The 26,511-nt window shown below is 52.3% G+C and carries 26 protein-coding genes; 17 read left to right on the forward strand and 9 right to left on the reverse strand.

Annotated features, from left to right (window positions below):
• Positions 1-31 precede the first annotated feature (31 nt).
• Positions 32-499 carry a hypothetical protein gene (locus tag BLR64_RS08135; RefSeq protein ID WP_090713643.1) on the forward strand — a complete coding sequence of 156 codons (468 nt, stop codon included), beginning with the start codon at positions 32-34 and terminating at the stop codon, positions 497-499.
• A 91-nt stretch (positions 500-590) separates the two neighbouring features.
• On the opposite strand, the gene BLR64_RS08140 is transcribed toward BLR64_RS08135, so the two are convergent.
• From BLR64_RS08140 to BLR64_RS08150, 3 genes are all read right to left on the reverse strand, one after another.
• Positions 591-1,874 carry a winged helix-turn-helix domain-containing protein gene (locus BLR64_RS08140; RefSeq protein WP_090713644.1) on the reverse strand — a complete coding sequence of 428 codons (1,284 nt, stop codon included), beginning with the start codon at positions 1,872-1,874 and terminating at the stop codon, positions 591-593.
• Positions 1,875-1,987: 113 nt separating this feature from the next.
• Positions 1,988-4,069 carry an ABC transporter ATP-binding protein gene (locus BLR64_RS08145; RefSeq protein ID WP_090713645.1) on the reverse strand — a complete coding sequence of 694 codons (2,082 nt, stop codon included), beginning with the start codon at positions 4,067-4,069 and terminating at the stop codon, positions 1,988-1,990.
• 82 nt (positions 4,070-4,151) lie between these two features.
• The gene (locus BLR64_RS08150; protein WP_090713646.1) at positions 4,152-5,900 is read right to left on the reverse strand and encodes an ABC transporter ATP-binding protein; all 1,749 of its coding nucleotides are present in this window, start codon (positions 5,898-5,900) and stop codon (positions 4,152-4,154) included.
• Between the two features lie 526 nt (positions 5,901-6,426).
• Between BLR64_RS08150 and BLR64_RS08155 the strand changes: the two genes are divergently transcribed.
• A complete protein-coding gene (locus tag BLR64_RS08155) occupies positions 6,427-6,744 on the forward strand; it encodes a HesB/YadR/YfhF family protein (RefSeq protein ID WP_090713647.1) in 318 nt (105 codons plus the stop codon).
• 123 nt (positions 6,745-6,867) lie between these two features.
• On the opposite strand, the gene BLR64_RS08160 is transcribed toward BLR64_RS08155, so the two are convergent.
• Positions 6,868-7,383: an ADP-heptose synthase gene (locus tag BLR64_RS08160; RefSeq protein WP_090713648.1), complete on the reverse strand. Its 516-nt coding sequence runs from the start codon at positions 7,381-7,383 to the stop codon at positions 6,868-6,870.
• Between the two features lie 124 nt (positions 7,384-7,507).
• Between BLR64_RS08160 and BLR64_RS08165 the strand changes: the two genes are divergently transcribed.
• The 3 genes from BLR64_RS08165 (at position 7,508) to BLR64_RS08175 (ending at position 10,346) form a co-directional block, all read left to right on the forward strand.
• Positions 7,508-9,256, forward strand: a complete 1,749-nt coding sequence (locus BLR64_RS08165; protein ID WP_090713649.1) for an ABC transporter ATP-binding protein — start codon at positions 7,508-7,510, stop codon at positions 9,254-9,256.
• A gap of 119 nt (positions 9,257-9,375) precedes the next feature.
• On the forward strand, positions 9,376-9,798 hold the full coding sequence (locus BLR64_RS08170; RefSeq protein WP_244157638.1) for a MerR family transcriptional regulator: 423 nt from the start codon (positions 9,376-9,378) through the stop codon (positions 9,796-9,798).
• Complete coding sequence (locus BLR64_RS08175) at positions 9,795-10,346, forward strand: hypothetical protein (protein ID WP_090713651.1); 552 nt, start codon at positions 9,795-9,797, stop codon at positions 10,344-10,346. Before BLR64_RS08170 ends, BLR64_RS08175 begins: the two co-directional genes overlap by 4 nt.
• Before the next feature lie 120 nt (positions 10,347-10,466).
• On the opposite strand, the gene BLR64_RS08180 is transcribed toward BLR64_RS08175, so the two are convergent.
• Both BLR64_RS08180 and BLR64_RS08185 read right to left on the reverse strand, forming a co-directional pair.
• Positions 10,467-10,910, reverse strand: a complete 444-nt coding sequence (locus BLR64_RS08180) for a DUF441 domain-containing protein (RefSeq protein ID WP_090713652.1) — start codon at positions 10,908-10,910, stop codon at positions 10,467-10,469.
• 20 nt (positions 10,911-10,930) lie between these two features.
• Complete coding sequence (locus tag BLR64_RS08185; protein ID WP_090713653.1) at positions 10,931-11,914, reverse strand: YpdA family putative bacillithiol disulfide reductase; 984 nt, start codon at positions 11,912-11,914, stop codon at positions 10,931-10,933.
• Positions 11,915-12,105: 191 nt separating this feature from the next.
• Here BLR64_RS08185 and BLR64_RS08190 point away from each other — a divergent pair, with 191 nt between their 5' ends.
• The 4 genes from BLR64_RS08190 (at position 12,106) to rsgA (ending at position 15,747) form a co-directional block, all read left to right on the forward strand.
• Positions 12,106-12,705 carry a DUF2087 domain-containing protein gene (locus BLR64_RS08190; protein ID WP_090713654.1) on the forward strand — a complete coding sequence of 200 codons (600 nt, stop codon included), beginning with the start codon at positions 12,106-12,108 and terminating at the stop codon, positions 12,703-12,705.
• A 139-nt stretch (positions 12,706-12,844) separates the two neighbouring features.
• Positions 12,845-13,300: a DUF3939 domain-containing protein gene (locus BLR64_RS08195; protein ID WP_090713655.1), complete on the forward strand. Its 456-nt coding sequence runs from the start codon at positions 12,845-12,847 to the stop codon at positions 13,298-13,300.
• Between the two features lie 148 nt (positions 13,301-13,448).
• Positions 13,449-14,120 (forward strand): HAD family hydrolase, encoded by a 672-nt coding sequence (locus BLR64_RS08200; RefSeq protein WP_090713656.1) that lies wholly within the window; start codon positions 13,449-13,451, stop codon positions 14,118-14,120.
• A 529-nt stretch (positions 14,121-14,649) separates the two neighbouring features.
• Positions 14,650-15,747, forward strand: a complete 1,098-nt coding sequence (gene rsgA, locus BLR64_RS08205; protein WP_090713657.1) for a ribosome small subunit-dependent GTPase A — start codon at positions 14,650-14,652, stop codon at positions 15,745-15,747.
• 364 nt (positions 15,748-16,111) lie between these two features.
• Here the strand turns inward: rsgA and BLR64_RS08210 are convergent, their stop codons facing one another.
• Entirely contained in the window at positions 16,112-16,738 is a 627-nt protein-coding gene (locus BLR64_RS08210) for an FMN-dependent NADH-azoreductase (protein WP_039873862.1), read from the reverse strand.
• A gap of 328 nt (positions 16,739-17,066) precedes the next feature.
• Between BLR64_RS08210 and BLR64_RS30245 the strand changes: the two genes are divergently transcribed.
• On the forward strand, positions 17,067-17,204 hold the full coding sequence (locus tag BLR64_RS30245) for a hypothetical protein (RefSeq protein ID WP_167360624.1): 138 nt from the start codon (positions 17,067-17,069) through the stop codon (positions 17,202-17,204).
• 163 nt (positions 17,205-17,367) lie between these two features.
• Here BLR64_RS30245 and BLR64_RS30750 read toward each other — a convergent pair whose 3' ends face one another.
• Positions 17,368-17,607 carry a hypothetical protein gene (locus BLR64_RS30750; protein WP_039873859.1) on the reverse strand — a complete coding sequence of 80 codons (240 nt, stop codon included), beginning with the start codon at positions 17,605-17,607 and terminating at the stop codon, positions 17,368-17,370.
• 171 nt (positions 17,608-17,778) lie between these two features.
• Here BLR64_RS30750 and BLR64_RS08220 point away from each other — a divergent pair, with 171 nt between their 5' ends.
• On the forward strand, positions 17,779-18,453 hold the full coding sequence (locus tag BLR64_RS08220; protein WP_090713658.1) for a hypothetical protein: 675 nt from the start codon (positions 17,779-17,781) through the stop codon (positions 18,451-18,453).
• On the opposite strand, the gene BLR64_RS08225 is transcribed toward BLR64_RS08220, so the two are convergent.
• Entirely contained in the window at positions 18,440-20,173 is a 1,734-nt protein-coding gene (locus tag BLR64_RS08225; RefSeq protein WP_090713659.1) for an alpha-amylase family glycosyl hydrolase, read from the reverse strand. The genes BLR64_RS08220 and BLR64_RS08225 overlap by 14 nt on opposite strands.
• Before the next feature lie 372 nt (positions 20,174-20,545).
• Between BLR64_RS08225 and BLR64_RS08230 the strand changes: the two genes are divergently transcribed.
• The 6 genes from BLR64_RS08230 (at position 20,546) to BLR64_RS08255 (ending at position 26,320) form a co-directional block, all read left to right on the forward strand.
• Positions 20,546-21,568 carry an ABC transporter substrate-binding protein gene (locus BLR64_RS08230; protein ID WP_090713660.1) on the forward strand — a complete coding sequence of 341 codons (1,023 nt, stop codon included), beginning with the start codon at positions 20,546-20,548 and terminating at the stop codon, positions 21,566-21,568.
• A gap of 9 nt (positions 21,569-21,577) precedes the next feature.
• Complete coding sequence (locus BLR64_RS08235) at positions 21,578-22,357, forward strand: ABC transporter ATP-binding protein (protein WP_090713661.1); 780 nt, start codon at positions 21,578-21,580, stop codon at positions 22,355-22,357.
• A 20-nt stretch (positions 22,358-22,377) separates the two neighbouring features.
• Positions 22,378-23,190 carry an ABC transporter permease gene (locus BLR64_RS08240; protein WP_090713670.1) on the forward strand — a complete coding sequence of 271 codons (813 nt, stop codon included), beginning with the start codon at positions 22,378-22,380 and terminating at the stop codon, positions 23,188-23,190.
• A gap of 94 nt (positions 23,191-23,284) precedes the next feature.
• Complete coding sequence (locus BLR64_RS08245) at positions 23,285-24,271, forward strand: aromatic acid exporter family protein (protein ID WP_090713662.1); 987 nt, start codon at positions 23,285-23,287, stop codon at positions 24,269-24,271.
• Positions 24,272-24,449: 178 nt separating this feature from the next.
• Entirely contained in the window at positions 24,450-25,472 is a 1,023-nt protein-coding gene (locus BLR64_RS08250) for an HD-GYP domain-containing protein (RefSeq protein WP_090713663.1), read from the forward strand.
• Between the two features lie 290 nt (positions 25,473-25,762).
• Positions 25,763-26,320, forward strand: a complete 558-nt coding sequence (locus tag BLR64_RS08255) for an outer spore coat protein CotE (protein ID WP_039873832.1) — start codon at positions 25,763-25,765, stop codon at positions 26,318-26,320.
• Positions 26,321-26,511: the final 191 nt, after the last annotated feature.

Raw genomic sequence — 26,511 nt, forward strand, 5'->3', positions numbered from 1 at the left:
GATCAATAAAGAGAGAACAGCGGGAGGAAAGATGAAGGATACACAAATACCGGAGAGTGAACAATCCAAAGAGTTATTTGCTTATTTCGGACTGGCAGTCTATTATTGTCAGGCTTTGGAACAGCAGCTGACCAATCTGCTGCTGCTCACAAAGCTGTCTCAGGGAAAAACGCCTACAGAAGCAGATCTAGCTGATTTGTATCAGCGCAAACTCAGCAGTTCACTCGGCCAGCTCATCAAAGAAATCCAGCATCATTTTCCCTTCTCGGAAGAAGAGACGAATCAGCTGCAGGCTGTATGGAAGCAGCGTAATCATATTGTCCACGATTATTTCAAGGAGCGCATCCAGGAGACCTTTACTCCGGCAGGCAGGGCGCATATGATCCGTGAGCTGAAACGGTTCAAGAATAAGGCCAGCAGACTGGAAATCAAGCTGCAGGGATACTGCACGGAAATGTATGCCAAGCTGGGGCTGGAAGAGGAGCAGTTCGTTGAATAGAACAGGCGGGCAAGGCTATCAGTAAAGACTCACAATACACAGCATCTCCTGTGTATTGTGAGTCTTTTGCGGTTGTTATGATGCTGACCTATTAATCAGTCCTGCTATTGCACAGATTGTGGACAGCCTCCTCCAGCAGCCCGAGTCCGCCTGTGCGGACGGTCTCCGGAGAAAAGGCGACGCTGCCGGCTCTATTGCAGCGTGCCAGACTGGCGATTGCGCCGGCAAGCGCCGGGATCATTCCGGCGTTCAGGGCTTCGCCGGGCTCCCACCACCAGCGGAGAATGCTCAGGACTCCGGTTTTCTTGTTCATGACCGGCTCCAGCCGGGCAATAAACCGGTCGCCGAATAGAAGAGGCAGTACATAATAGCCGTATTCCCGATCTGCAGCCGGCTTGTACACCTCCCAGCGGTACTGGAAGCCGAACAGCTGGCGGATCAGCTCCCTGTCCCACAGGAGATTATCGAGCGGAGCGAGCACAGCGGCGAATCCGCCTTGCTCCGCAGCCTCTGCAGAACCGTCCCCGTCCGAAGCATCCCCGGCCAGTACAGCCCCAAGTCCGGGAGCATCCGCCGTCCGCATATACAGCGGCAGCTTCACATCCTCTACACGCACCTCACGGATGCTGTCATTCCGCAGCAGCCGTTCCACAGCAGCCGTTCTTTCCTTGCTCTTTAACCCGGAAATGCCCAGCCAGCCGTCACCGGATTTGTTCCACTGCAGGCCAAGGCTGCCGATCCGCCGCAGCACATACCAGTCGTGGTACTGCTCCTCCAGCGGATTCGGCTCCCCGGCACGTAGCAGATGCTCCGGCAGCAGCCTGGCCGTGAAATCGTAATAACGGCGGGTATGCACCCGGTGGTGGACGGACACTTCACCCCGGAAATACATCGTTTCCAGCGCGGCACGGGTCACTCTGGCCGGAGCCCAGGCCCAGTTCATCTTCTCCTTGCCTTCCAGATCAAGTGAGGAGAGGGGGCCGCGGGCTTCAAGGGCTTCCCGCACCTGCTCCATCGTCTTCAGGAGCAGTTCGTCGCCATTATGCCTTGCTGCTGCGGCCTCCCGCCTGCGGCTGAAATATGGCCAGTCCTCTGTGCAATAGATGGACATGTTCTTGTCCCAGCCGTCAATCAGCAGCCGGTCCGTGTACAGCAGCTCATTTGCCATGGCGGGAACAAAATCCGGAATCCGCGCCTGGAGCACCAGCTCGTGATTGTGCCCGGCAATGCTGAGCGGGTCATACTGGATGCAGCCGACATGGCGGACATACTGAAAAATCCCTGTCTTTCCGCCCGGCAGCATACCGGGAACGAGTCTTTGGTGCTGCAGCAGAAACCGTCTGGCCTGCTGCTTGCTAAGTGAATAGGTAATCATGGTTACCACCCCGTTCTTATGTATTATTTTTCATTATATAGAACGGATGTTCTGCGTTCAAGTATAGAAAACCCCTGGCAGCCTAAGCGCCGCCAGGGGGTGTATTGAACTCTTTAGCTGTGCTTCAGCGAGGGCTGCAGAACAGCTGCAGGCTTAGCCGGCGCAGCAGCATCAGCAGCCTGTGCAGCACCAGCTCCAAGCTGCAGCTGGTACATCCGGTAGTAGCGGCCTTCCAGCGCCATCAGCTCCTCGTGGCTGCCGCGCTCCACAATCTCGCCGTGATGCAGCACGAGAATCTGGTCTGCACTGCGGATCGTCGATAAGCGGTGGGCGATGATGAAGGTGGTCCGGCCTTTCTTCAGCACCTCCAGCGCGTCCTGGATAAGGCTCTCGGTCTCCGTATCAATATTGGAGGTCGCTTCATCCAGAATGAGAATCGCCGGATCGAACGAGAGCGCCCGGGCGAAGGAGATCAGCTGGCGCTGTCCGGCGGACAGCGTGCTGCCTTTTTCCACTACCGGCTCGTCGAAGCCCTGCGGCAGGTGGGCCAGCAGCTTATCCGCCCCGACCTCACGCAGCGCGCGTTCCACCCGTTCCCGGCTGATCCGTTCATCGCCAAGACTGACGTTGGACGCGATGGTACCGGTGAAGAGATAAGGGTCCTGCAGCACGATCCCCATATGGCTGCGCAGCCACTGCTTGGGAATGGAGGTGACCTCCTGGCCGTCAATCGTAATGCTGCCGCGCTGCGGATCATAGAAGCGGAACAGCAGATTGATGATCGAGCTTTTGCCCGAGCCGGTGTGCCCGACCAGAGCTACTGTCTCGCCCGGACGCGCCTCGAAGGAAATGTCCTTCAGCACGAAATCTTTTTTGTAGGCAAAGGATACGTTGTTGAATTCGACCTTGCCCTTGTAACGCGGCATTGAGCCGTCAGTCACAGCTTCGCCGGGTTCATCCATCAGGGTAAACACACGGCCTGCGGAGACCATCGAGCTGTCCAGATTCGCGAGCTGGTTGACCATACCGGTAATCGGCTGGAACATCCGTCCCAGTACATCAACAAAGGCATACAGCACGCCCAGTGATACAAAGGTCGATCCGCCAAGGCTGCCGAAGCCGAAGTACCATAGCACCAGCACAAAGGAAAGGTTACGCAGCGTATTCACCAGATTGTGTGAGGTCAGCGCGTTCAGGTTCAGCATTTTGTTCTGATACTTCATATAATCATCATTCAGATATTCGAATTCTTCGCGGCTCTGCTTCTGGCGGCGGAAAATCCGGATAATCGACATCCCCTGGATGGATTCATTGATAATGGCATTAATCTCACTAAGACGCGAGCGGATGATGGTATTGTATTTGGTTGCCACCTTCCGGTACAGCACGATCCAGAGAACGATAATCGGTACGATGAACAAGCTGATCAGGCCAAGCTTGACATCGAGCAGAAAGAGGGCAATGTACACCCCGGTGATATTAATAATTCCTGTAAAAAAGTTGGACAGCACGGCAATGAACAGGTCCTTGACGGCTTCTGTATCATTGGTGACCCGTGAGACAACCTTGCCCGCAGGCAAATTGTCAAAAAAGTACACCGGCAGCCGCTGGATATGTGCGTATACATCGGTTCGCAGCTTGCGGATGACCTGGTTGGCTGACGACTGCAGCCAGTAGGTTTTGCCGAATTCGGCCAGGATCGAGATGACCAGGAAGACCGCATACAGTCCTACCAGCTCATAAATCCCGGGAAACTCCGGCTTGTAAAAAGCAAATACCTCATCCGCGGACAGCTTCACGGCAGGGTAAGCAGAGATTTCATCCCCGTATTTGATCTCCAGCATCCCGTCCTTAAATGAACGTTCGCCATCAGCCTGTGCAACCGCCTCATTGATGAAATAAAAGCTTCTGCCTGACTGCAGCAGCCGGACCTCCTGGCCCTTGGCTTCACCCTCGGCAAAGCGGTCGCCGCGTTTGTAATAATTGCTGTTATACTCAGCGGCCTCTTCAGAGGATGCCGTCTGGAAGTAGGGCTGCTCGATGCCGAGCAGATGGTTGTCGATCATATTTTTGGCGATAAACGGGCCGGCCAGCTCGGCGGCCACGCCGATGGTAAGCAGCAGAAGGGCTGCGATAAAGGTTTTTTTGGCAGTCAGTGCATACTGCAGCAGGCGTTTGCCTGTACTCTGTGTCAACGGTGACACCTCCTAAAGGGTTATTAAGTCCCGGTTAAAAAATCTGGTTTAAAATATTGGATAAGCCAACCGGCATCCGCGGTTATTCCCCGCTCAGATTGTTCTCCACCTGCTGGCGGTCAAACTGCTCACGGTACCAGCCGTTCATCTCCAGCAATTCCTGGTGAGTGCCGCGCTCAATAATATGCCCATTATCCAGCACCAGAATCAAATCGGCGTGCTCGACGGCAGAGAGGCGGTGGGTGGAGATCAGGGTCGTTTTGCCGGCGCGCTCCTCGCGGATATTATCAATGATCCGGGCTTCGGTGCGTGCGTCAACGGCTGACAGGGCATCGTCCAGAATCAGAATCTCAGGGTTCGCGATAAAAGCTCTGGAGATCGAGACGCGCTGCTTCTGGCCCCCGGAGAGGGAGACGCCGCGTTCGCCGACCAGTGTATCCAGGCCGTCGGATAAGGTGCCGAGGTCGTTCTGGAACGCTGCGGCCGTAATGGCCTGCATAATGCGTTCATCACTGGCCTTGTCATAGCCGAACTGGATATTCTCACGGACCGATTTGGAGAACAGAATTTGCTCCTGCGGAACGTAGCCCATCCAGCTGTGCAGCTTGTCGAGAGCAATACTCTCAATCGGAACATCTGCAATCCGGATATCCCCTTTGCCGGTTGGATATTCATGAAGCAGCTGCTTCAGCAGTGTGGATTTGCCGCTGCCGGTGCGTCCGACTACCCCCAGCGTCTGGCCCTGGGACAGGGAGAAGCTGACTCCGCTCAGATTATCAATGGTGGAGGTAGGATAACGGAACGTTACATCCTTGAAATCGATCCGGGTTGGCTGGGCTACCGCTACCGGGCTGGCGACATCGGCCACATCCGGACGGGTATTCGTTGTTTCGTCGATCCGCTCCAGTGAAGCGCCGCCGCGCTGCATGATGTTGATCAGCTCACCGATGGCGAACATCGGCCAGACGATCATTCCCAGGTACATATTAAAGGAGACTAGGTCGCCCAGTGTAATCTGATTTCGGAATACGAGATAAATGCCATATGTAAGTGCAATGATATAGCTGAGGCCTACACAGAAACGGATGGTCGGTTCAAAAAAGGCATCTACACGGGCAACCGCCATATTTTTGCGGTACACATCTTCAGTAATGTCGGCAAATCGCTTCTCGTCCAGCCGCTCCTGCACATAAGCGCGGATAACGCGAATCCCGGATACGGATTCCAGCACTTGGTCATTCATATCCCCGAAGGCATCCTGGGCCAGACTGTAACGGTCGTGAATCGCTTTGCCGTAGAAAATCATCGCGATTGCGATCAGCGGCAGCGGCAGCACCGCAGCAAGCGTCAGCTTCCAGCTGACCAGAAAGCCCATTGCCAGCAGGACGACACTAAGATAGACAGTGGAGTCCACGAGCGTCAGCATTCCGAAGCCGACGGTGGTCGCCACGGCGCGGATATCATTGGTGGCGCGGGCCATCAGGTCGCCGGTGCGGTTTTTTTCAAAGAAAGAAGGGGTCATCGTCATCAGATGGTTCATGAACCGGGAACGCAGCAGCCGCTCGACCAGGTTGGAGCCGCCGAACAGCTTATGCATCCAGACATAAGTGATCCAGTAAATAATCAGCATCATCACGGTGATTGCGCCGATGTACTTCAGCAGTGACCCTGTGGTGATGGAGCCGCGGACAATTTCGTCGATAGCGTTGCCAAGCAGACGGGGCGGCAGCAGCTCTAATACACCTACTACAATTAGCAAAATCAGGCCGATAGAATAGCGCCTTTTCTCCCGGCGGAAAAACCAGCCGAGATCACGGAGTACGGAGAACAAGGGTAATCCCTTCCTTTCGTGTTTGGGGTGTCGTTGTCGGTTTGTGAATGTGTCTTAGAATGATGATGACAATAGCGGATGTCTATTAACAGCATGCAAAAAGGCATACCCTCCGTTAAACGGATGATATGCCTGTAAGATACAGTGATAATCATGTCCACGGTGCTTTGCAGCAGCACAGAAGACATGGAAGAGACTTACCTGGCTAAATTCAGGTACGGTGGATGTACTTGATTCAGCAGGTTTCCACTATTCGGGCTGCTTCGGTATGAGGTTGTGTATAGTCGCCGACAAAAAAGTTATAATCAACTGGTACAATGGTCAACACCGAAATCACCCTTTCGCTCATTTTTGGTAATTACTTCAAGACGCTTCGTATGTTCAGAGTTTATCATCAGTCTCTGAACAATGTCAAATAGAATTTTGAACAATTTGCGAAGACGGAGTATCATAGATAAGGAACGGCTGATTTGGAATACCGCCGGCTTATAGTATGATATACAGAAACGGAGGTGCACTAACACAAATGGATATGACAATTAGTCCGGAGGCGGCAGCCTGGTTCAAGAAGGAACTTAACCTGAAGAACGGGGACTCTATTCGTTTATTTCCGCGTTACAGCTCGGGCGGAGGACTGCATCCCGGATTTTCACTGGGTATTGCTACGGAACCACCCGCGCGTCCTGCAGCAGAGGCGGAGCAGGGAGGCCTGATTTTTTATATGGAGGAGCAGGATCTCTGGTATATGGAGGGCTACAGCCTGTCTATTAATTATGTCGCTGCCGAGGATGATATCGAGTATGTGTATCAGCCGCTGAGCGCGGCGGGTCAGGCTAAGGAGTAGCCTTTGCTGCCTGAAGCGGGCTGGCTGGAGCCAGCTGCAGTCTGAAGGGCGGCCTGCACAAAAAGCCCCTGCCGGGCGGCAGGGGCTTTTTGTGCAGTGGCGGGTAAGTATAAGATAGCCGTTTTATTGCGAGCTGCGGAAGGTCTCTTCCTCCATCGCAAACTCAAAATCATCGATGTCATACACCTGCACCGGGATTCCGCCTTCGATGATGCGCTGGATTAGCTCGAACTGGTCGGTCAGGACAGGTACCTTTTCCCGCACGGAGGTCAGCAGCAACTCTGTCTCAATCGGATCAAAGGCTTCCCCGTAGGCTGCGTTGTCAACGCTGTTGATAATCGTAACCTGCGCCCGTTCACCGAGCAGAATGCCGGAGCTCTTCGCCCAGGGTACGGACAGGCAGCGGTTGATCTTCTTGGAATTGAGCGGCTCCTCGAAATAGGCAATCAGCTCACGTATTTTGCTTTTGACATGCTGGTCATCGTCTGCCCGGTTCATCAGCGGCTCGTCACTGTCCCGCAGCTCGTATAGTTCCATAACGGTCGTGTAGGGCACGATATATTCCACAGGGCTTTGCGGTACGAGAAGCTGGCCGTAGATGGCCATCATGACCGCTTCCGTCACAAATTGTCTAGACATCATTATCCTCCTGAAGTTCGGTACTGCACTTGCACTTGTGTACCTAAGAAATATAAAAACACTGTAAGCCTCAAATGTCAACAGTACCCAGAGCGGTATAAAAAAAGAAAGGGCGTAACGTTCTGTGAAGCAATGGAAAGCGTATTATACCTTTGTCCGGCCTTATATGAAATGGATTGTGCTGACGCTCGTTATCGGCATGATCAAGTTCAGCATTCCGCTGACTCTGCCGATGATTTTGAAATATGTGGTCGATGATCTGCTGACACCCTCAGCTCTGACTGCAGCGGAAAGAATCTCGAAGCTGTTTTATGTACTAGGCGGCGCATTTCTGCTGTTTGTTGTAATCAGGGGGCCGGTGGAGTACTACCGCCAATATTTTGCCCAGCTGATTACGAGCAAAGTGCTGTTCGATATGCGCAACAAGCTGTACAGCCATCTGCAGCGCCTGTCCCTGCGGTATTATCAGAATACGAAGGTAGGCGAAGCGATCTCCAGGTTCATCAACGATGTGGAGCAGTCCAAAAACCTGGTCGAGGTCGGGATGATGAACGTCTGGCTTGATATGTTCACGCTGATTTTTGCGCTGGGGTTCATGTTCTATCTCAATCCGGTGCTGGCGCTCGTCTCGATTGCAGTTCTTCCGCTGTACGGCATTGCCGTTAACACACTTTACAAGCGGCTGAAGGTACTGACCAAGGACAGATCACAGGCACTGGCTGCCATACAAGGCTATCTGCATGAACGGATTCAGGGGATTGCCATCATCCGCAGCTTTACAATGGAAAAGGTTGATCAGAAGCAGTTCGAGGGTATTAACGGCAAGTTTCTGGAAAAAGCGCTGGCTCATACCCGCTGGAACGCGGTTACCTTCGCCATTATTAATACCTTGACGGACCTTGCCCCGCTGCTCGTAATCGGATACGGCGGCTATGAGGTCATCCGCGGTAATCTGACGCTCGGCACCTTTGTTGCTTTTTTCGGCTATCTGGACCGGATGTATGCGCCGCTGCGGCGGCTGATTAACTCCTCCACCGTATTGACCCAGGCTTCTGCTTCGCTGGAGCGGGTTATGGAGCTGCTGGATGAGCCTTATGATATTGCTGACCGGCCCGGTGCAAAGCCACTTCAGGATGCGGCCGGAGCCATCCAATTTGACCATGTGTGGTTTAAGTACAGGGAAGACAACGAATGGGTGCTGAAAGAAATAAATCTCAGCATCAGCCCGGGACAGACCGTTGCGTTTGTCGGGATGAGCGGGGGCGGCAAATCCTCCCTCATCAGCCTGATTCCGCGTTTCTATGACATCAGCGAAGGGCGACTGCTCATGGATGGACAGGACATCCGCGGACTGACCCAGGAGAGCCTGCGGCGGACGGTGGGCATGGTTCTGCAGGATAACTTCCTGTTCAGCGGCTCGGTGCGTGACAATATCCTGTTCGGCAACCCGGATGCCGGTGAAGCGGAGGTTATTGCCGCTGCACAGGCTGCGAATGCCCATGATTTCATTATGCAGCTGCCTGAGGGGTATGACACCGAGGTCGGTGAGCGCGGAGTGAAGCTCTCAGGCGGCCAGAAGCAGCGGGTAGCGATTGCCAGAGTCTTCCTCAAAGATCCGAAGGTGCTTATTCTGGATGAGGCCACGTCTGCGCTGGATCTGGAGTCAGAGCACCTGATCCAGCAGTCACTGCAGTCCCTGGCCTCAGAGCGAACAACGCTGATTGTCGCCCACCGATTGTCCACTATCACCCATGCGGACCAGATTATCGTGCTGGAAAACGGTGAGATTACCGAGCGCGGTACTCATGAAGAGCTTATGCTGCTAGATGGCAGCTATGCCCGTCTGTTCAATGTGCAGCGGCTGGATGGATAGATAAACTATATTAACGGTTTCCTTCACAGAGGAAGCCGTTTTTATTTGCATTTGTTTATTGGTTACAGTAAACTGTAACTGAGACACTTAACTGTATCTATATATGTCTGGAGGCTGGAATGATGAATACTTACACCGGCAAACAGCTGGCTGAGCTGGTACAGCAGGAAGCTCCTGATATGAACCTGCGGACCGTGCGTTATTATACACAGATTGGCCTGCTCCCGCCGCTTGAGCTGTCCGGCAACAAGCGGGTTTATACCGACCGCCATTACAGACATCTGAGGGCTATTCTGGCTTTGTCCAGAAGTGGAGAGACGCTTGCCGATATCCAGCTTAAACTGGCAGACATGCCGGAAGATGAGATAACTAAGCTTGGCGAACGTCTGAAGTTCATGCAGCCGGAACAGCTTCTGTCCGGGGACACGCTGGTAGTCAGCGAGGATGTGATGCTGACGGTCAGCCCGCGGATTTCACCAGAGCTGAGGCTGGAGCTTCAAGATACGATTACCCGGATGCTGAAGGAGGGGCAACGAGGATGATAACAGCGCGGCTGGCCAAATCGGTGCTTGAGAATGAGGAAGGGCTAAACCATCTGCTTATTCAAATCCACCCGCCAGAAATGTCTGATTATGCAGTAGTAAGGCTTGTTATGCCGGAAGGAATTCAAGTGGGGGAGACTTACGGCGAGTTTGAGGCAGACGGCTCAGGTGATATGCTCCTGCACTCGCTGGACAGTATGAACGAGCTGCTGGTGGAGATTTATACCGGCGAAGCTATTACCTGCGGCCAAGTAAGCTTATGTATAGTGGTGAAGTACACAGATCTCCAAGGGAATGTAGAGAGCGAACAGCTTGCTGTTCAGCTGATGATTGCAGAAGCTGACAGTGCAGAAACAGAGGAGCCTGAGATTGATGAGGAGGTCGTTAATAAGGTTAAGGCATCAGCAGGGCTTGCGGGGGCAGAGCGCAATGTTTCAGCCGGTAACGATTTTCTTGATTGCACGCCCGAGAAGAGAATAACCTTTGATCCGCATTACCGTTCCGAACTGGAGAAGCAGTATCGTGTAGACGGAGGCGGTGCCTTTTAAGGCATAGAGTGATGAATAAACAGCTATGACACCGGCATCAGAGCAAAATATTAAGGCTGGCATAACCCGCATATTCCTGCGGATGATGCCAGCCTGTTCATGTGGAGCGCAGCAAAGAGATTATCCCCTCCCGATAATCAGCGACAGAAGGCCCGCGGCAATCAGCGGACCGACCGGAACGCCCTTGAACAGGGCGACGCCAAGCACAGTGCCGATCAGGAGGCCGGCGACAACCGTCGGCTGGCTGCCCATCAGCACGGCGCCGCGGCCGCCCAGATAAGCGACCAGCATGCCGATGCCGATGGCGGCCAGCGATTTCCAGTGGAAGAAGGACTGCCAGACCGTGTTCAGCGAGATTTTGCCGCTGGCCAGCGGGGTCATTACCCCGATGGTCAGAATGATGATGCCGAGCGTCAGGCCGTGCTTTTCCAGCCACGGAAAGGTCTGCTGCAGTCCCAGTACCCTGAGCAGCAGCAGTACAACCATAGCGATAGTTACCGGCGAATTGCTGCTGATAATGCCAAGTGCGGCCAGGCCGAGCAGCAGCAGGGAGGTGATATCCATGTAGACGGGCACTCCTTGTCTTATTTGAGCTTTTGTGAAACGATATGGTCGGCAATCAGCTTGCCGTGACCGCGTCCGGTCTCGATGAAAACCTCATTGGCGTTGCGTCCGGAAGCGATAACCCCTGCCACGTAAAGGCCGGGAATGTTACTCTCCATGGTCGCAGGGTTGAACGACGGTTTGTCCAGCGCATCATCCATGAGCACGCCGGCGGAAGACAACAGTGCCCTGCTTGGACGGAATCCGGTCATTGCCAGCACAAAATCATTATCCAGCTCGCTGGTTTCCCCGGTGTGTCTCGTTACAATGACCGAGGATGGAGTAATTTCCGTAACACGTGATTCCAGATGAAGCGTGATAAGGCCCTTAGTTACCATACTCTCAAAAATCGGCCGCACCCACGGCTTGATATTGTCGGAGATGCTTGCCCCGCGGTAGACCATATCTACCGAAGCGCCGACACGGATCAGCTCCAGAGCCGCGTCCACTGCGGAATTGCTTCCCCCGATAACCGTTACCTTCATCCCGGTATACGGATGGGCCTCGCCAAAGTAATGTGTAACCTTGGGCAGCTCTTCACCCGGTATACCGATCATATTCGGCTGATCGAAATAGCCGGTCGAAATAACGACATGGGCAGCCTGCCGGCTCTGGCGTTCTCCGCGTTTGTTGACAGTATGTACAGTAAAGCTGCCGTCTTCATTCCGTTCCACGCTCAGCGCTTCTTCATACGCTGCAATCTCAAGGCCATGCTGTTCAGCAGCACGGCGGTAGTAGACAAGCGCTTCGTGGCGGAACGGCTTGTCATTGGGGGAGGTAAAGGGAACACCGCCGATTTCAAGCAGCGCGGTGGTGCTGAAGAACTGCATGCTGGTCGGGTACAGATAAATGGAGTGCACGATAAAATTTTTCTCAATAATGAGGCTCGACAGCCCCTGGCGCTGACATTCCATTGCCGCTGACAGCCCGCAGGGACCGGCGCCGATAATAATAACGTCTTTCATAAGACTTGCGACCTCCTGGTGGATAAGTTCTGTCTCTAAATGTTACCTTAATTTTTAATTTAACGCCAATTCCTGCGTAAAAGATCAGCTGCTGCGGTTGCCGGATATCCTCAAATTTGATATAATTAGATACATATCTAAATATTATTCCTTTTCATCCCAGCTTATATTTGCTACAGGAGCGTGACCCCATGCAGCTTGATAAAATTGTTAATTACCATAAGGCCTTGTCCGATCCGACGAGATTACGCATATTGCTGCTGTTGTCCAAAGGAGAGGAGATTCACGGCCAGGCGCTGGCGGAACGGCTCAACCTGTCACAGCCGACTGTAACCCATCATGCTGCCAAGCTGAGGGAAGCTGCAATGATAACAGAGCGGCGGGACAAGAACACCGTCTACTTCAGACTTAATCCCGAGTTTATCCGGGCAGGCTCCGAGGCTTCCTTGAGCTTTATTTTTTCAAAAGGCACGCAGGAGCTGGAGGAGCAGTCACCGGAGAACAGCCTGAAGGAATCGGTGCTGCGCAACTTTTTTGCCAAAGACGGAAGGCTGCGCCAGATCCCGGCCCAATACAAGAAGAAGCTGATTGCCCTGCAGTACATGGCTGAGAAGCTGACCCCGGGAACTGTCTACAGCGAGAAAGAGATGAACGAGTTCATCAAGCAATACCATGACGATTATGCCACGATCCGCCGTGAATTCATCATGCATCAGTTCATGTACCGCGAGCATGACAAATATGAACTGAACCCGCCTGAAATGTGGACGCGCTGGGAGAACGTGAAATAATGCAACTTGTCACTTAATGCTCTTATAATTACGGAGATTCTGTGACAAATAAATGCACTGCTGATTAAAGGTTAGAAAAGTGAATAAACTGGAATTGTAAGCGTTATCTGACATATACTTCGGAAAGGAGACTTTCAGTATGATATTCAAACGCGCTAAAAAAAATACAATCCCTGAGCCGATCACTGTCACCTTGCCGCAGATCAAGCAGGCTGTAAGGCAATTCGAAGAAGATATGCCTGCCTCAGTCAACCGTACTGTCCTGATTATGGAGGATAAAAGCATAGACTTGTCCAGGCTGAAACGTTATTTGGGCGGTGTTCCCCAGCAGAAATTCTATATGTCCCGTGAAACCTACGAAATTTTTGAGGAAGCTGACAAGCTGGTGCCCTACTATCTCGATCTGGTTCAATCTGCGGTGGATCATTATATCAGTGATACCGGCAAGCTGCCGCTAATCGAGGATGCCTGGCTGCCGGAGGTCCACTACCGTCTGCTCCATTCGGAACGTTATCTGACGGAGACACCGCCGTTTCCGCTGTATATTACGCAAGAAGAGATGATGCTGACCCACCGTGCGGAGCATTTTGAGTAACCTGATGATCCATTTATATGTTGCCAGCAGGCTGTTCAGCAGTTAAAGGAGGATGTTGCTTCTTTTCTGCAGGGCAGTCTTTTCTTTATCCGGACATGCATAGTACAATTATCTCTGACATTTAAGCGGATAAGGAGACTTTATCAAGATGCAAGAGAAACAGGCATTGCTGTTTGATCTGGACAACACCCTGATGGACCGGGATTATACGTTCCGAAGCTTCAGCACCCGGTTTGTAAAGGATTTCCTGGGCCATCTGCCGGAGGAAGAGGCTCTGCGGGTTGTTGAGGATATGATTGTGCGGGATGCTGACGGCTACCGGGATAAGGACGGTTTTTTTGCCGAGCTTAGCGAAGTGCTGCCCTGGCGGACACCGGTGAGTGCAGCGGATATACGGGCGTATTATGATACAAACTATTTCAGCCACGGGGCAGCCATGAAGGATGCAATTGAAATCCTGAATTACTGCCGGGAGCGGGGGTACATCCTGGGGCTCGTAACCAACGGCAAAAAGAATCTGCAGGACAGCAAAATCGATTTGCTCGGATTGCGCGGCTATTTTAAGGCGATTGTGATATCGGGCGAAGCCGGAATCAGCAAGCCTGATCCGGCCATCTACAAGCTGGCTCTGGAGCGTATGGGTAACTCTGCAGAGCAGACCCTGTTCATCGGAGATCATCCGGTTAATGATATCTGGGGTGCCGGCAAGGCGGGCATGGACACCGTCTGGCTGAAGCGTAACCACCCGTGGGACGAGCGTCTGGATGTGCAGCCGTGGAGAACCATCAACGAGCTGGATGAGCTGAAGGAAATTATTTAGAGATTCAGGTAGACTTTATTTATAAATAATACTTTACCGGGGTTAATCGTTGACAATGCGCATCCGGGACGTTTATAGTTACAGCATATTAACCAAGAAGGAGACGATGTAATATGACAGTTTATACAGCACGTTCATTATCGGTAACAACTGTTGTAGATACGTGTCTTCCGGGAACAGCGGCTGCACAGCAAGTGTGATGCAGCTTAGCAGGTAAGCTCTTAGAGTGCCTTTTAGAGCCGTCCGGGACCGTATGTGTTCCGGCGGCTTTTTTGCGCGGTCAAGCGTTACTGAATACGGATAAGTACCGTATTTGGTATGCCCGGGTCGCGCACAGAAATGTGCGGTTCTCCCTTACCCGGGAAGACCGCAGCTTTCTGTATATGATTTGATCGCAGTCCTTCCTTTCAGCAGGAGGGGAGGTCTGTGATCCAATCCGCCGCCGGAACGTCAGGTTCCGGCGGCTTTTTGTGTTCCGGGACATGTGAGTGGAGAAATAAACCAAATATCGGGAGGAACTAACATTACAATGATTATTGAACAATACGGATGGAATGAAAATTGGCAGGTAAAATGGAACGGGATTATTCACAATCAGGAGCGGGCACACAATAAGCGTGTTCCCGGCCGGATCACAGGGGACTTTGGCAGCAAATACCGGGTCATGACTGAGGCAGGCGAAACCTGGGGTGAGCTGTCCGGGAAGCTCCGGCATTCCGTCACAGATTCGGGTGAGCTGCCGGCTATTGGTGACTGGGTCGCTTTAGCTATGCAGGATGGGGGAGAGCACGCTGTTATTCACGGACTGCTGCCCCGTCAAAGTGTTATTTCGCGAAAAGTAGCGGGAAATACGCAGGCAGAGCAGATTGTCGCTTCCAATGTAGACACCTTGTTTCTGGTCAGTGCCTTAAATGATGATTTCAATGTGCGGCGGATGGAGCGGTATCTGATTATGGCCTGGAACAGCGGGGCGAGTCCGGTCATTCTGCTGACCAAGGCCGATCTGTGCCCGGATGCGGATACCAGAATAGCGGAGATGGAGCGGGCTGCACCCGGCGTGCCGGTGCATGCGGTCAGCGCCCTGCTGGGGGACGGCCGTGAAGAGCTGCTGCCGTATATCCGCAGCGGGCAGACGGTGGCTCTTACCGGCTCCTCCGGCTGCGGCAAGTCAACGATGGTCAACTGGCTTAGCGGCCAAACCCTGCAGCTGACCCAGGACGTCAGAGAGGGAGACAGCCGCGGACGGCATACAACGACGCACCGGGAAATGTTCGTGCTGCCTGAAGGCGGGATTATCGTGGATACCCCCGGGATGCGCGAGCTTCAGCTGTGGGAGGATGAGGGCGGGCTTGACCTTGCCTTTGGCGATATAAGCAGCCTGGCGGCAGAATGCCGCTACAGCGACTGCAGTCACGAGCGCGAGGAGGGCTGCGCTGTGCTGGCGGCTGTATTCTCTGGTCAGCTGGAGGAGAAGCGGCTTATGAACTTCCGCAAGACACAGAAGGAGCTGCGCTTCCAGAGCAGCAAAGAGCAGAGACAGAAGCGGAAGGCTGTTGCTTCTGCTGGTAAAACGAGCACCCCCCGGCCGCGGAAAACGTCATGGGAGCGGCAGCTTGAGGAGTATTGATCCTGAACAGGCAATAAATTCCCCCGCAAACCGCAGCTCTGCAGGGATGCTGACTCAGGGGCCAGCGGGGACCCCTAAATATATAAATTTTTACCATTAAAAAAAGGCCATCAGGATGCCCTGCAGTTGTCTGCTCAGGCGCCCTGATGGCTTTTTTTAAAAAGGGGTCCCCGCAAAGTGCCTGTATCAGCTTTTATGTAAAAGCCTCACTTTGTGGGGTTGCTTTATGCTGCAGAGGTACAGCCCGGGGAAGGGCTGTGCCTCTGCTATATATGAATAAAAGTCCGGATGCTGAGTAAAACCGATGCCTGATCTTCTTGCGAATGTCTATACTGCGGGCCGGACCTTTAACGCTGGTGCTGTATTAGAACGATGCAGCAGCGGATTTAGCTTCTTCCAGACCTTTTGCGATGATGTTAGCAGACTCCTGCGGGTTCTGGTTGTGGCCTTCGATGATCACCTGTGTGATATCCTGGAAGCCCCAGAAGCTCAGGTTGTTCACGATGAAGTTAACAGCCATTTCAGCGTTTGCTGCAGGACCAGTGGAGTAGATGCCGCCTCTTGCGTTCAGGACAGCCGCTTTTTTGCCGGTAAGCAGGCCTACAGGACCTTCAGCTGTGTATTTGAAAGCAGTACCAGCCTGGTTCACGTAGTCGATGTAAGTGTGCAGAACAGCAGGAACAGTCATGTTCCAGAGCGGGAAGCCGAATACAACTTTATCAGCTGCAACGAATTGATCCAGATATTTCTTAACCAGTGCTGCACCTGCAGCTTCTTCAGGAGTTGCTTCAAAGCCCTGGGCAGCTTTATAGATACCAGTGATCAGGGTGTTATCGTAGTAAGGAAGCTCTTCAGCGAACAGATCCAGTTCAGTTACCTGGTCTTCCGGGTGTGACTCTTTGTAGCTTGCAAGGAATGCGTTGTAAAGTTGAACACTTACAGCCTGTTCAGCAGGGCGGTTGTTTGCTTTGATGAAAAGTACATTAGACATTATGATTTCTCCTTAAATATATATTTAATACTTACTATATTTAATATAGCATTGAATATTTAGTTTGTAAATATCCGTCGAAAGAAAAATAATTTTCAGCGACAGCAAATGCCTTGGAATTGCACGGCTACCATATCTCCTGATGGATAACAGCATAACCGGAACTGAAGCTCAATATGTAGTAAAGTCGTTCCGACAAGTCTTTTTTACCAGAAAATAGAAGCGTTTGAGCATCCGGGGACCCGGTTATATAGGTGATACAAGGGAGGCAGGAAATGATTTCCTGAGTCCATTAACGGTAAAAGATATTCAAAAAGGAGCGATTGACATGTCCATTGACCGTTTTATCATTAAAAAACTGGACAGCTGTCACGAAGAACAGACACGCATCAATTTAGTGAAGTTGTTCAAGCTGCGTATCCAGAAAGCGGAGAAAGAAGAAAATAAAAACCGGCCGACCGGTTAAAAACCGGCCGCTGACTTACAGCTATTCGGCCTAACATATAGAGCGGAGCACCTTCTTTCCAGGCGAAAGAGCGTGCTTTTTTTTGTAATCTCGCAGAAACGGATACCATCCTTTAAAGGACGGCAAAGCCGGTTCTCTTGTGTACAAAAAAACTATCCCTCTGCTAGTAGAGGGATAGTGCGAGTGAATCATTTTCACTGTAACTGTGCAATATAGCTTCTGAGCCTTTTATTTCGATACTGATCAGTGAATTTAAACATTTCTGCAATGCGCTTTTGCCCTTTTGGATTTTGAGCTCCAGTGTATTATTCAAAATTCGGAGTACCTTTTGGGTAGGCTGTTTGTTTTCAGTGGTGAAATATACCGGTACAGACTTGTTTTGAAATGTGATGAGCATTCTCATAATCGAAATCACCTCGCTAAAAGTATTTCATGCTATGATCATACCCGGCATTTCTTAATTTTACCTTAAAATTAGCTTATGATAACATAAAGATTGCAAGTTTGGTAGATTCGAGCTTTTTACTGCTGGGCGATTCCTGATCTCCTGGGAATCCGGGAAGGAAATTGGACTGTGAATAACGATGAAATGGTATATTTAGCGCGTTTTCTGTTTCCTGAAGCGCCGGCGCACGGAAAGGAAGTATCCGGTTTGCTGCAAATGGCGGGTTCTGCAGAAAGAATATGCCGGCTGAAATATTGTGAAGGGGAGCATACCCAGGATCTCTGTCTGCAGGTATTCAAGGAACGGACCATCATCTCCAGCATTCAGGAGGAGGATCCCTTCGGCTATGAGCTTACTGAGCCCGCAAAGGTGAAGCGGGCATGTTTTTATTTGTTCAACTGCCCTGAGCAGATGGAAGGAATCCCCTGTTCAGATGCCCCCGCCCTGCAGATGTCCAGAAGCAGGTTCGAGGAACTGAAAGCCCAGGCGGCAACCTACACGCTGTACACTTTGGCCGAGTGCCTGAATGCCGAGACAGGAGACCTCCTACGTTCGGCCCAGCTGGCCAGAGTTCTTAAATACCGGACGGCTGACGGTGAGCTCAGGCTCTGTTCCCGCAGCACGGACAGCTGGGTTTTTCAGCATGCGGGATACATAGAAGATGCCTCCGGCGGCTGGCTGCTCCGGATGAGCTGCGAATCCGCAGAGGACTGGATCGTTGCCGTACCTGCAAGCAAAGCGGAGGTCTGCTTGGCATTATATGAATGGATGCTGCATGCCTCGCATGCGGTTAATCCAGAATAACAGCAGAATAGGGCGGAAGGGTAAGTTCAGCTCCGCTATAGGAGGCTTCCTCCGGAACAGCTTTGATGATGTTCGTATATCCTTTGTCATTCGTTCCCTGCTTCAGGGTAACGGTCTGACTGCTGCCTGTCAAATTAAGCATAACGAGCACCTGCTGTTCGGCTGTTACACGTTCAAATGCCATGACACCGTCATTCCCGGAAGCATAGTCCCGTATATCCCCTTTCTGGAGCGCGGGTACCTGGCTGCGGAGGGCAATTAGCTGACGGTACCAGTCCAGCAGCGAGCCGGTGCTGCTGAGCTGGCTCTCCACATTTCCTCCGGAATTCCCCTTGTTGTTAGTGGCCGCTTCCCAGGTTGTCTGGCCGGCACTGCTGCTGTCCGCTGACCACTGCATAGGCTCACGGATTCCTTCATCCGGTTTGCGGCCTAACATGCCGATCTCTTCCCCGTAATAAATAAACGGATTGCCCGGCAGCGTAAACAGCATTGCGGCAGCCATTCTGGCATGATTCGGATTGCCCTCAAGCTGGCTCATTACCCTGTTCTGGTCGTGATTCGTCAAGAAGACTGCATCTGTAAACCGGCCCTCAGAAATCTGCGAATACAGCCTGTAAGTCCGCTCCAGTGTGAATGCTGCCCCGCTGTCCTTTTCCGTCCTGGCGGAGTTCACCAGCGTCTCGGCCAGCCCGAAGTTAAAGCCGGAATCAAAAGCCTTATCCAGATAGGCGCCGACGGATACGGCAGAGTTCTCCCAAACCTCCCCTACAATATAGGCCTGCGGGTTAACCTCGTTCATGGCCTGGCGGAATTCCTGCCACCAGGCTACATTTTTGGCAGTCGTCTCCGTACTCTTATCCGTTACAAGATCCTCATAAATATGTTTGGCCGCATCAAGGCGGAAGCCGTCGACACCCTGCTCCAGCCAGAACTTTCCGATGTCCTTCATTTCATTGCGCACGTCAGGATTATCGAAATTGAGATCGGGCATCCCGTCCCAGAAGGTGCCCATGTAATGGCTGCCCAGCACGGAATGCCAGGGGCTCCCGCTGCCGGCTGCACTGCTTCCGCTGACAGGGCGGTTCTGATCTTCAGCCCAGACATAATAACCGCGGTACTTACTGTCCTTTTTTTTGGCGGATTCCACAAACCACGGATGCTCCCTGGACGTATGGTTCACAACAAGGTCCATGATCACCTTGATTCCCCGCTTGTGCGCCTCACGGATCAGCTCCTGCATATCCTCAAGCGTCCCGTACTCGGGATTGATGCTGCGGTAATCAGTGACATCATACCCGTGATAGCTGGGAGAAGGGTTAACCGGCATCAGCCAGATGCCTCCAACCCCCAGGTCGTCCGCAGTCGAAGGGTCACCGTCGTTCAAATAATCCAGCTTGCCTGTCAGCCCGCGGAGATCACCTATGCCGTCGCCGTCTGAATCATAAAACGAACGGACGAACACTTCATAGAACACAGTGGAGGGTTGCTCATCAATAGCAGTACCGGAAACTGCAGCAGGCTGCTGAGATTTCAGCGGTGCCGTACCGGCGTCCGGTGAAGGTGAAGCCTGTGCAGCCGGAACGGCGGAAGCTTCTCCGTTAATGCCGGCGGGGGAATTTCCGTTATTCGTGCAGCCGGCCAGCAGTGCGGCGGTAAGTCCGGTTAAGGCCAGGGAATGGAGGATACGGCGTCCCGGTAGCCGTTTAAACTCATGTTTCATCTGTAAATAAACCCCTTCCTGATGGTGTTGCTTCATTAATATGTATCTAGTAAGCGCTTTACTAAATATAGTAGTGCAATCGAGCTTTTTGGTAAAACGTTTGCACAGGCTTGGATTGGCTAAAATTTATTGTTTATAACGATTTATGCTGGATTATACATAGTTATCTTTACAAATCATAAAATTACTCTTGATTAAGCGGATTATCAGCATAATTAAATAGATTGATTCATTATTTATAACAAATTACTCGCTGAGTTCTGCTGAAGTGACAGTGCAAACGGTTTTCCTTCACACTTTTAACCAAACAATAGGCCTTCGCATATGCTTTAGGTAAGGGCCAAAGACCCGGGATGAAAGGAGAAATGAAGGATGACAATCAAGAAAAAGCTGGCGCTGCCGCTGCTGCTCCTCGTCTTGTGCTTCTCAGTGCTCGCCGGCTGCGGCACAGAGCAGGCGGGAGTAAAGGTGAAAGTCGGCGAAGTAACCCGTTCTGTCTTTTATGCGCCTGAGTATGTGGCATTATCACAGGGCTTTTTCAAGGATGAGGGGCTGGATGTGGAGCTGCAGACCATTCCTGGCGGGGATAAGACGATGACCGCTCTGCTCTCAGGGGCCATAGATGTGGCGCTTGTCGGGTCTGAGACTTCGATCTATGTAGCCCAGCAGGGAGCAGATGATCCTGTAATCAATTTTGCCCAGCTTACCCAGCGGGACGGCACGTTCCTGTTTGCCCGCAAGGCAGAAGGTGAGTTCAGCTGGGATCAGCTGAAAGGGTCGACGTTCCTCGGGCAGCGGGCTGGCGGCATGCCGCAGATGGCCGGTGCATTTACGCTCCATAACAAAGGGATCGATGCCGGCAAGGATCTTACGCTGATTCAAAATATTGATTTCGCCAATATTGCCGGTGCATTTGCGTCAGGAACAGGAGATTACGTACAGCTGTTCGAGCCGCAGGCTTCGATCTTTGAAAGTGAAGGGCGCGGTACAGTCGTAGCTTCGTTCGGTGTGGAGAGCGGCTATCTGCCTTATACGGTCTTCATGTCCAAGCAAAGCTATATCAGTAAAAATGGCGATACAGTGCAAAAGTTCACCAATGCGGTCCAGCGGGCCCAGCTGTGGGTGAAGGAGCACAGCGCAGAGGAAATTGCAGAAGCGGTTATGCCTTATTTCGAGAACACTGACCAGGGGATTGTCATTTCCGCCATTAATCGTTACAAGGAGCAGGACACTTATGCTGTAAATCCTGTTATTGATGATAAAGAGTGGAACAATCTGCTGGATGTCATTGAACACGCCGGTGAGCTGCAGGAACGGATTCCGCTGGAAAAGATCGTGGACAACAGCTTCGCCGGGAAGGCGGAAGCGGAAATTAAAACTTCATCCGGGAAATGAGGGGCTGATATGCTGCCAGTTGTGCAATTGAAGGGTGTGACGCACGCTTACCTGGGCGACCGTGAGGCTTCACTTGCCATTGAGGACCTGAGCCTGGAGGTGGAGAAGGGGGAGTTTGTCAGCCTGGTCGGACCGAGCGGCTGCGGCAAAACAACCCTGCTATCGATCATCGCCGGGCTGCTGAAGCCATCGCTCGGAGAGGTGTCGGTCAGCGGCCGGCTGATCCAGGGTCCTTCGCCTGAAGTGGGCTATATGCTCCAGCAGGACTACCTCTTCCCCTGGCGGACCATCCTTGACAATGCATTGCTCGGACTTGAGCTGACCGGTAATCTGACTGCCGAAGCCCGGCAGAATACAGTGGATCTGCTGGCAGATATGGGCCTGGCCGGCAAAGAGAAGGCTTATCCGGCCCAATTGTCCGGCGGAATGCGCCAGCGCGTGGCCCTGGTGCGCACACTTGCAACAAATCCGGGGCTGCTCCTGCTGGATGAGCCGTTCTCGGCGCTGGATTATCAGATCAAGCTGCAGCTGGAGGATCTGGTATCGGAAACTTTGCGCCGGCGCGGGACTACGGCGGTTCTGGTGACCCATGATCTGTCTGAAGCGATTGCGGTCAGCAGCAGAGTTATTTTGCTGCAGCGCAATCCAGGCCGGATCCGCAAAATTTTTGAGGTGCCTGAGGAAATCCGCAGCACGCCTCCGCTGTACGCGCGGGATCTGCCGGGGTTTGCGGAGCTTTTTCATGAATTATGGAAGGAAATGGAGCTGGCAGGGAGGGAAGGACAGTGAGCAGGAACGGGCTAAACGAAATGCCTAACTCCCGCGCGGAGTGGCTGCAGCAGAAGCACCAGGACTTTAAAAAGCAAAAGCGCCGCTGGAGCAGCCGGGTCATGGCCGTACGGGCCAGTCTGCTTGTGCTGTTCTTTTTCTTCTGGGAGGCCGGGGTAAGACTGGGCTGGATCGATGAGCTGCTGTTCAGCTATCCGACCAAGGTGCTGCGGCAAATCTGGAGTGATATGGCCAGCGGCAGCCTGTGGCCGCATCTTGGAATGACAGTCGGTGAAACGGCGGTCGGCTTTGTGCTGGGAACACTGCTTGGCACATTGCTTGCGGTCATCATCTGGTGGTCGCCTTTTTTATCAGCCGTGCTTGATCCGTATATGGTTGTGTTCAACAGTATGCCCAAGGTGGCACTCGGTCCGATTTTTATCGTGATGTTCGGAGCCGGCTTTACTGCGATTGTCATTACCACCTTATCCATTACCGTAATTATTACTACACTGGTTGTCTATAACAGCTTCTGCAGTGTTGATCCCAACCTGATCAAGGTGGTGCGTTCCTTCGGGGCATCACGGGTGCAGGAGTTTAACAAGGTGATTCTGCCCGCCTCTTTTCCCGCAATAGTGTCTACCCTAAAGGTTAATGTCGGAATGTCGTGGGTCGGGGTGATCGTCGGTGAATTTCTGGTGGCCAAATCAGGGCTCGGCTATCTGATCATTTACGGTTTTCAGGTTTTCAATTTCACTCTGGTGATGTCCAGCCTGCTCATTATAGCCGCTGTTGCTACTGCGATGTATCAGCTGGTGGTCTATGTGGAGAAGCTGCTGCTGTCACGGCTGTGAATTTTATGTCATATTGTGTCTCCTTGAAAAATCCTGTACCATGTCTATATCTTTACAAGCAAGCTGAAGCAGAGAGTCAAGGAGAGGTATTTACATGGGATTTAGGGTTATCAAAACAGCGGCCGCCACGCTGCTGTCCATACTGCTGGCAGCCGCTGCGGGTATTCCGAATGCGCAAAGCGCCGGCCTGCTGGCCATTCTTGGGGTGGAAACAACGCGGAAAAGGAGTCTTCGCACGATCACTGCCCGTTTTTCCGCCTCGCTTGTAGGCCTTCTTATCGGCTGTTCCTTATTTGCCGTGCTGGGTTTTCATTACTGGGTGCTGGGGTTATATGTGCTGTTCGGCTTTCCGCTGATCGTCAAATCAGGCTTTAAGGAAGGGATCGTCACCAGCTCCGTTATTTTGTTTCGCGTATTCGGACAAGCTGAGCTGACCCTGCATGTCCTGCTGCAGCAGATCGAGCTGCTGATCATCGGACTGGGCTCGGCCGGTCTGGTCAATCTGATCTATATGCCGCAGGCCACCGGCGTTATATCCGGCATACGCAAGGAAGTGGACGGTTATTTCTCGGTTATTTTCAAACAAATGGCAACGACACTCCGTGATCCTTCTTATATATGGGACGGTAAGGAGCTGATCGGTGCAAACGCCGCTATCCAGCGCGGACTTACTGCAGCCACCAGAGAGCTTGAGAATCATGTGATTCATCCGGACGAGGCCTGGAATGTCTACTTCTATATGCGCAAGGAGCAGCTGGAATCGATTCAAAATATGCTGCAGCTTCTATCCCAGGTCTACCGGCAGCTTCCGCACGGCGGGATGGTTGCCGACCTGTTCGACCAGCTGAGCGGGGATGTGCTGGCAGAGGAATATACCGGGCGCACGGAGCGGCTGCTGGCAGGCGTCGAGCAGGAGTTTCAGCAGATGGAGCTTCCTTCGACCCGCGAAGAATTTGAAGTCCGTTCAGCTATTCTGCAGGTGTGCCGGGAACTGGCGCTATACCTGAAAATTGCCAAGCAGCATAAGGTTCCGGTCGAGATCAAGCCGGCAAAACGTCTGCTGCGGGGCCGCAGCAACTGATCATACATAACACGAAATAGGTGACAGGTATTCACATTACCGTGTAAAATTACGATAAGAAATGTAAGCACAAAAAGTGAGCCGGTAATCCTTTTGCCGTTCACTGTTCATGAGAGAAGAAGTTCAATTACTGCAGATTGTTCGCTTATGTGAATTTCTGCTCTGGCAGGTGAGGACAATGAACATCAATAATGAACAATATCTCGGCAAGCAGCTTGCAGCCAATCTTTTTAATCACAAGGGCGTGTTCGTCCTGCCGGCGATGACACTGCTGAACAGTGATCATATCCGCCTGATCACCCGGCACAGGATTATGCTGGAGCCCCAGGACGTAGTCCATGTTGACAGCGCCGCCTTTTACCAGATTGCGGTTGATGAGTGTACTGCAGCAATGGAGAGTATTTTTGAACAGCTCCGCTATAACAAAAGCAAACGTTTACCGATGATTGAGCTCAGAAATGAAGTTATTCCTTTTATCCAGCAGGTTAGTGAGAAGAACGATTTCTTTGGCATACTGGCTGCACTCCAGCCGAAGGACGACTATACATACAGACATAATGTTGCGGTGGGTATCCTGTCCACGCTGCTCGGCAAATGGCTCAAGCTGAAGCCGGAGGAGCTGGGCATGCTGACGATTGCCGCGACGCTGCACGACATCGGCAAAATCATGATCCCTTCGGAGATTCTGACCAAGACCGGTCCGCTGGACGAGGAAGAAACGGCGCTGATGAAGAAGCATACCACCTACGGCTATGAGATGATAAGAGATACGGTAGGGACCAATCACATGCAGGCACTTGTCGCGCTGCAGCATCATGAGCGGATGGACGGCAGCGGCTATCCGTTCGGGGTACTGGGGCACCGGATTACAGATTTCAGCAAAATCGTCGCCGTGGCGGACATTTTCCATGCGATGACCTCGGAACGGTTCTACCGTCCGGCTGCGCCGCTGTACGAGGTGCTCAGGCAGATGGAGGATGACGTATTCGGCAAGCTCGACCCTTATATCTGCAGAGTCTTCATTAATAAGCTGATGCAGTCCATGCTGGGCAATGATGTAGTGCTTACTGACGGCCGGACCGGCAAAATCATCCTGATTCTCGCCCATGATCCGTTGCGTCCGCTGGTGAACATCGAGGAGGATTTCGTGGATCTCAGCAGGCACCGGGATCTGGGTATCGTACGGGTTATTCCGCAATAGCCGGGGAGTATACTTGATCATTTTCGGTTAATAGAGCCGGCCGGCAAGTCCAATCGCATAAGGCACCCAAAAACACCAGTCCATCCGTTACGGAGGAGCTGGTGTTTTTTTACGGGGAGACGGGCTGGCTATGTATCATAAGGCGGTGTTTTTAACAATAAAATGGACTATGAAGCTTATAGCGGGACGGGTGGAGGGCTTACCCAAATTTATTTCTACTCTAACAATCAACAAATGCCCAGAACGTGCATACACTTGATAGTGAATGATTGTATGGAGGAGGTTCAAAGATGTCATTAAGCCATAAACGTCAAACAAGGGAGATCATTACGAAGGCAATCTGCGGCAAAGGTCGTAAGTTCTCTACCGCAACCCATACCGTGACTCCGCCACATCATCCGACTAGTATTCTGGGGGCTTGGATCATTAACCACCAGTACGAAGCGGTTGCCGCCGGAAACGGAATTGAAGTAATCGGTACTTACGATGTGAACATCTGGTACTCGTATGACAAAAACAAGCAGACTGAGGTAGCCAAAGAAACAGTCTCCTATGTTGAGCTTATCCCCCTGTCATACCTGGACCCTAGACACCGCGCTTCCACGGTTGAAGTCTCTGCGGAGGCAACGCAGGAACCCAACTGTGTGGAAGCGGGTGTCTCGCCAGGCGGCGGCAGTGTGACGCTCCGCGTGGAACGCGAGTTTGAGGCGGAGCTGGTGGCTGAGACCAAGGTCCGCGTGTACGTCAGTGATCAGGCCGACGATCTGGAAGACAAGGATTATGATTTCGAAGGTGAGAGCTTCGACTATGATGATCTGGACCCTGACGCCCTGGATGATGAGCTGTAAGGAAGGAGGGCGCCGCCGCCGCTGATTACCGGTGGGTTATGGTCCATTATATGTAGCGGGGGCGGCGGCGAGAGGGCGAACGCCCTCCTTTTTTAATTTTAGCGTGCCCAGAGGCACGCATTATCTAATTGGTGAAAGTCCAACCCAAGGAGGGGCCAAGCCACCTTGGTAGCTAGGATGCTTGCGCATGG

This window comes from Paenibacillus typhae (assembly GCF_900099765.1).
Taxonomy (GTDB): Bacteria; Bacillota; Bacilli; order Paenibacillales; family Paenibacillaceae; genus Paenibacillus_AQ; species Paenibacillus_AQ typhae.

Coding starts and splice junctions, on each gene's coding strand:
- BLR64_RS08190 (WP_090713654.1), top strand. CDS start 12,106: ATGCAGCTTGATAAAATTGTTAATTACCATAAGGCCTTGTCCGATCCG.
- BLR64_RS08255 (WP_039873832.1), top strand. CDS start 25,763: ATGTCATTAAGCCATAAACGTCAAACAAGGGAGATCATTACGAAGGCA.
- BLR64_RS08225 (WP_090713659.1), bottom strand. CDS start 20,173: ATGAAACATGAGTTTAAACGGCTACCGGGACGCCGTATCCTCCATTCC.
- BLR64_RS08185 (WP_090713653.1), bottom strand. CDS start 11,914: ATGAAAGACGTTATTATTATCGGCGCCGGTCCCTGCGGGCTGTCAGCG.
- rsgA (WP_090713657.1), top strand. CDS start 14,650: ATGATTATTGAACAATACGGATGGAATGAAAATTGGCAGGTAAAATGG.
- BLR64_RS30750 (WP_039873859.1), bottom strand. CDS start 17,607: ATGAGAATGCTCATCACATTTCAAAACAAGTCTGTACCGGTATATTTC.
- BLR64_RS08135 (WP_090713643.1), top strand. CDS start 32: ATGAAGGATACACAAATACCGGAGAGTGAACAATCCAAAGAGTTATTT.
- BLR64_RS08155 (WP_090713647.1), top strand. CDS start 6,427: ATGGATATGACAATTAGTCCGGAGGCGGCAGCCTGGTTCAAGAAGGAA.
- BLR64_RS08175 (WP_090713651.1), top strand. CDS start 9,795: ATGATAACAGCGCGGCTGGCCAAATCGGTGCTTGAGAATGAGGAAGGG.
- BLR64_RS08235 (WP_090713661.1), top strand. CDS start 21,578: ATGCTGCCAGTTGTGCAATTGAAGGGTGTGACGCACGCTTACCTGGGC.
- BLR64_RS08140 (WP_090713644.1), bottom strand. CDS start 1,874: ATGATTACCTATTCACTTAGCAAGCAGCAGGCCAGACGGTTTCTGCTG.
- BLR64_RS08195 (WP_090713655.1), top strand. CDS start 12,845: ATGATATTCAAACGCGCTAAAAAAAATACAATCCCTGAGCCGATCACT.
- BLR64_RS08240 (WP_090713670.1), top strand. CDS start 22,378: ATGCCTAACTCCCGCGCGGAGTGGCTGCAGCAGAAGCACCAGGACTTT.
- BLR64_RS08160 (WP_090713648.1), bottom strand. CDS start 7,383: ATGTCTAGACAATTTGTGACGGAAGCGGTCATGATGGCCATCTACGGC.
- BLR64_RS08180 (WP_090713652.1), bottom strand. CDS start 10,910: ATGGATATCACCTCCCTGCTGCTGCTCGGCCTGGCCGCACTTGGCATT.
- BLR64_RS08250 (WP_090713663.1), top strand. CDS start 24,450: ATGAACATCAATAATGAACAATATCTCGGCAAGCAGCTTGCAGCCAAT.
- BLR64_RS08245 (WP_090713662.1), top strand. CDS start 23,285: ATGGGATTTAGGGTTATCAAAACAGCGGCCGCCACGCTGCTGTCCATA.
- BLR64_RS08170 (WP_244157638.1), top strand. CDS start 9,376: ATGATGAATACTTACACCGGCAAACAGCTGGCTGAGCTGGTACAGCAG.
- BLR64_RS08230 (WP_090713660.1), top strand. CDS start 20,546: ATGACAATCAAGAAAAAGCTGGCGCTGCCGCTGCTGCTCCTCGTCTTG.
- BLR64_RS30245 (WP_167360624.1), top strand. CDS start 17,067: ATGTCCATTGACCGTTTTATCATTAAAAAACTGGACAGCTGTCACGAA.
- BLR64_RS08210 (WP_039873862.1), bottom strand. CDS start 16,738: ATGTCTAATGTACTTTTCATCAAAGCAAACAACCGCCCTGCTGAACAG.
- BLR64_RS08200 (WP_090713656.1), top strand. CDS start 13,449: ATGCAAGAGAAACAGGCATTGCTGTTTGATCTGGACAACACCCTGATG.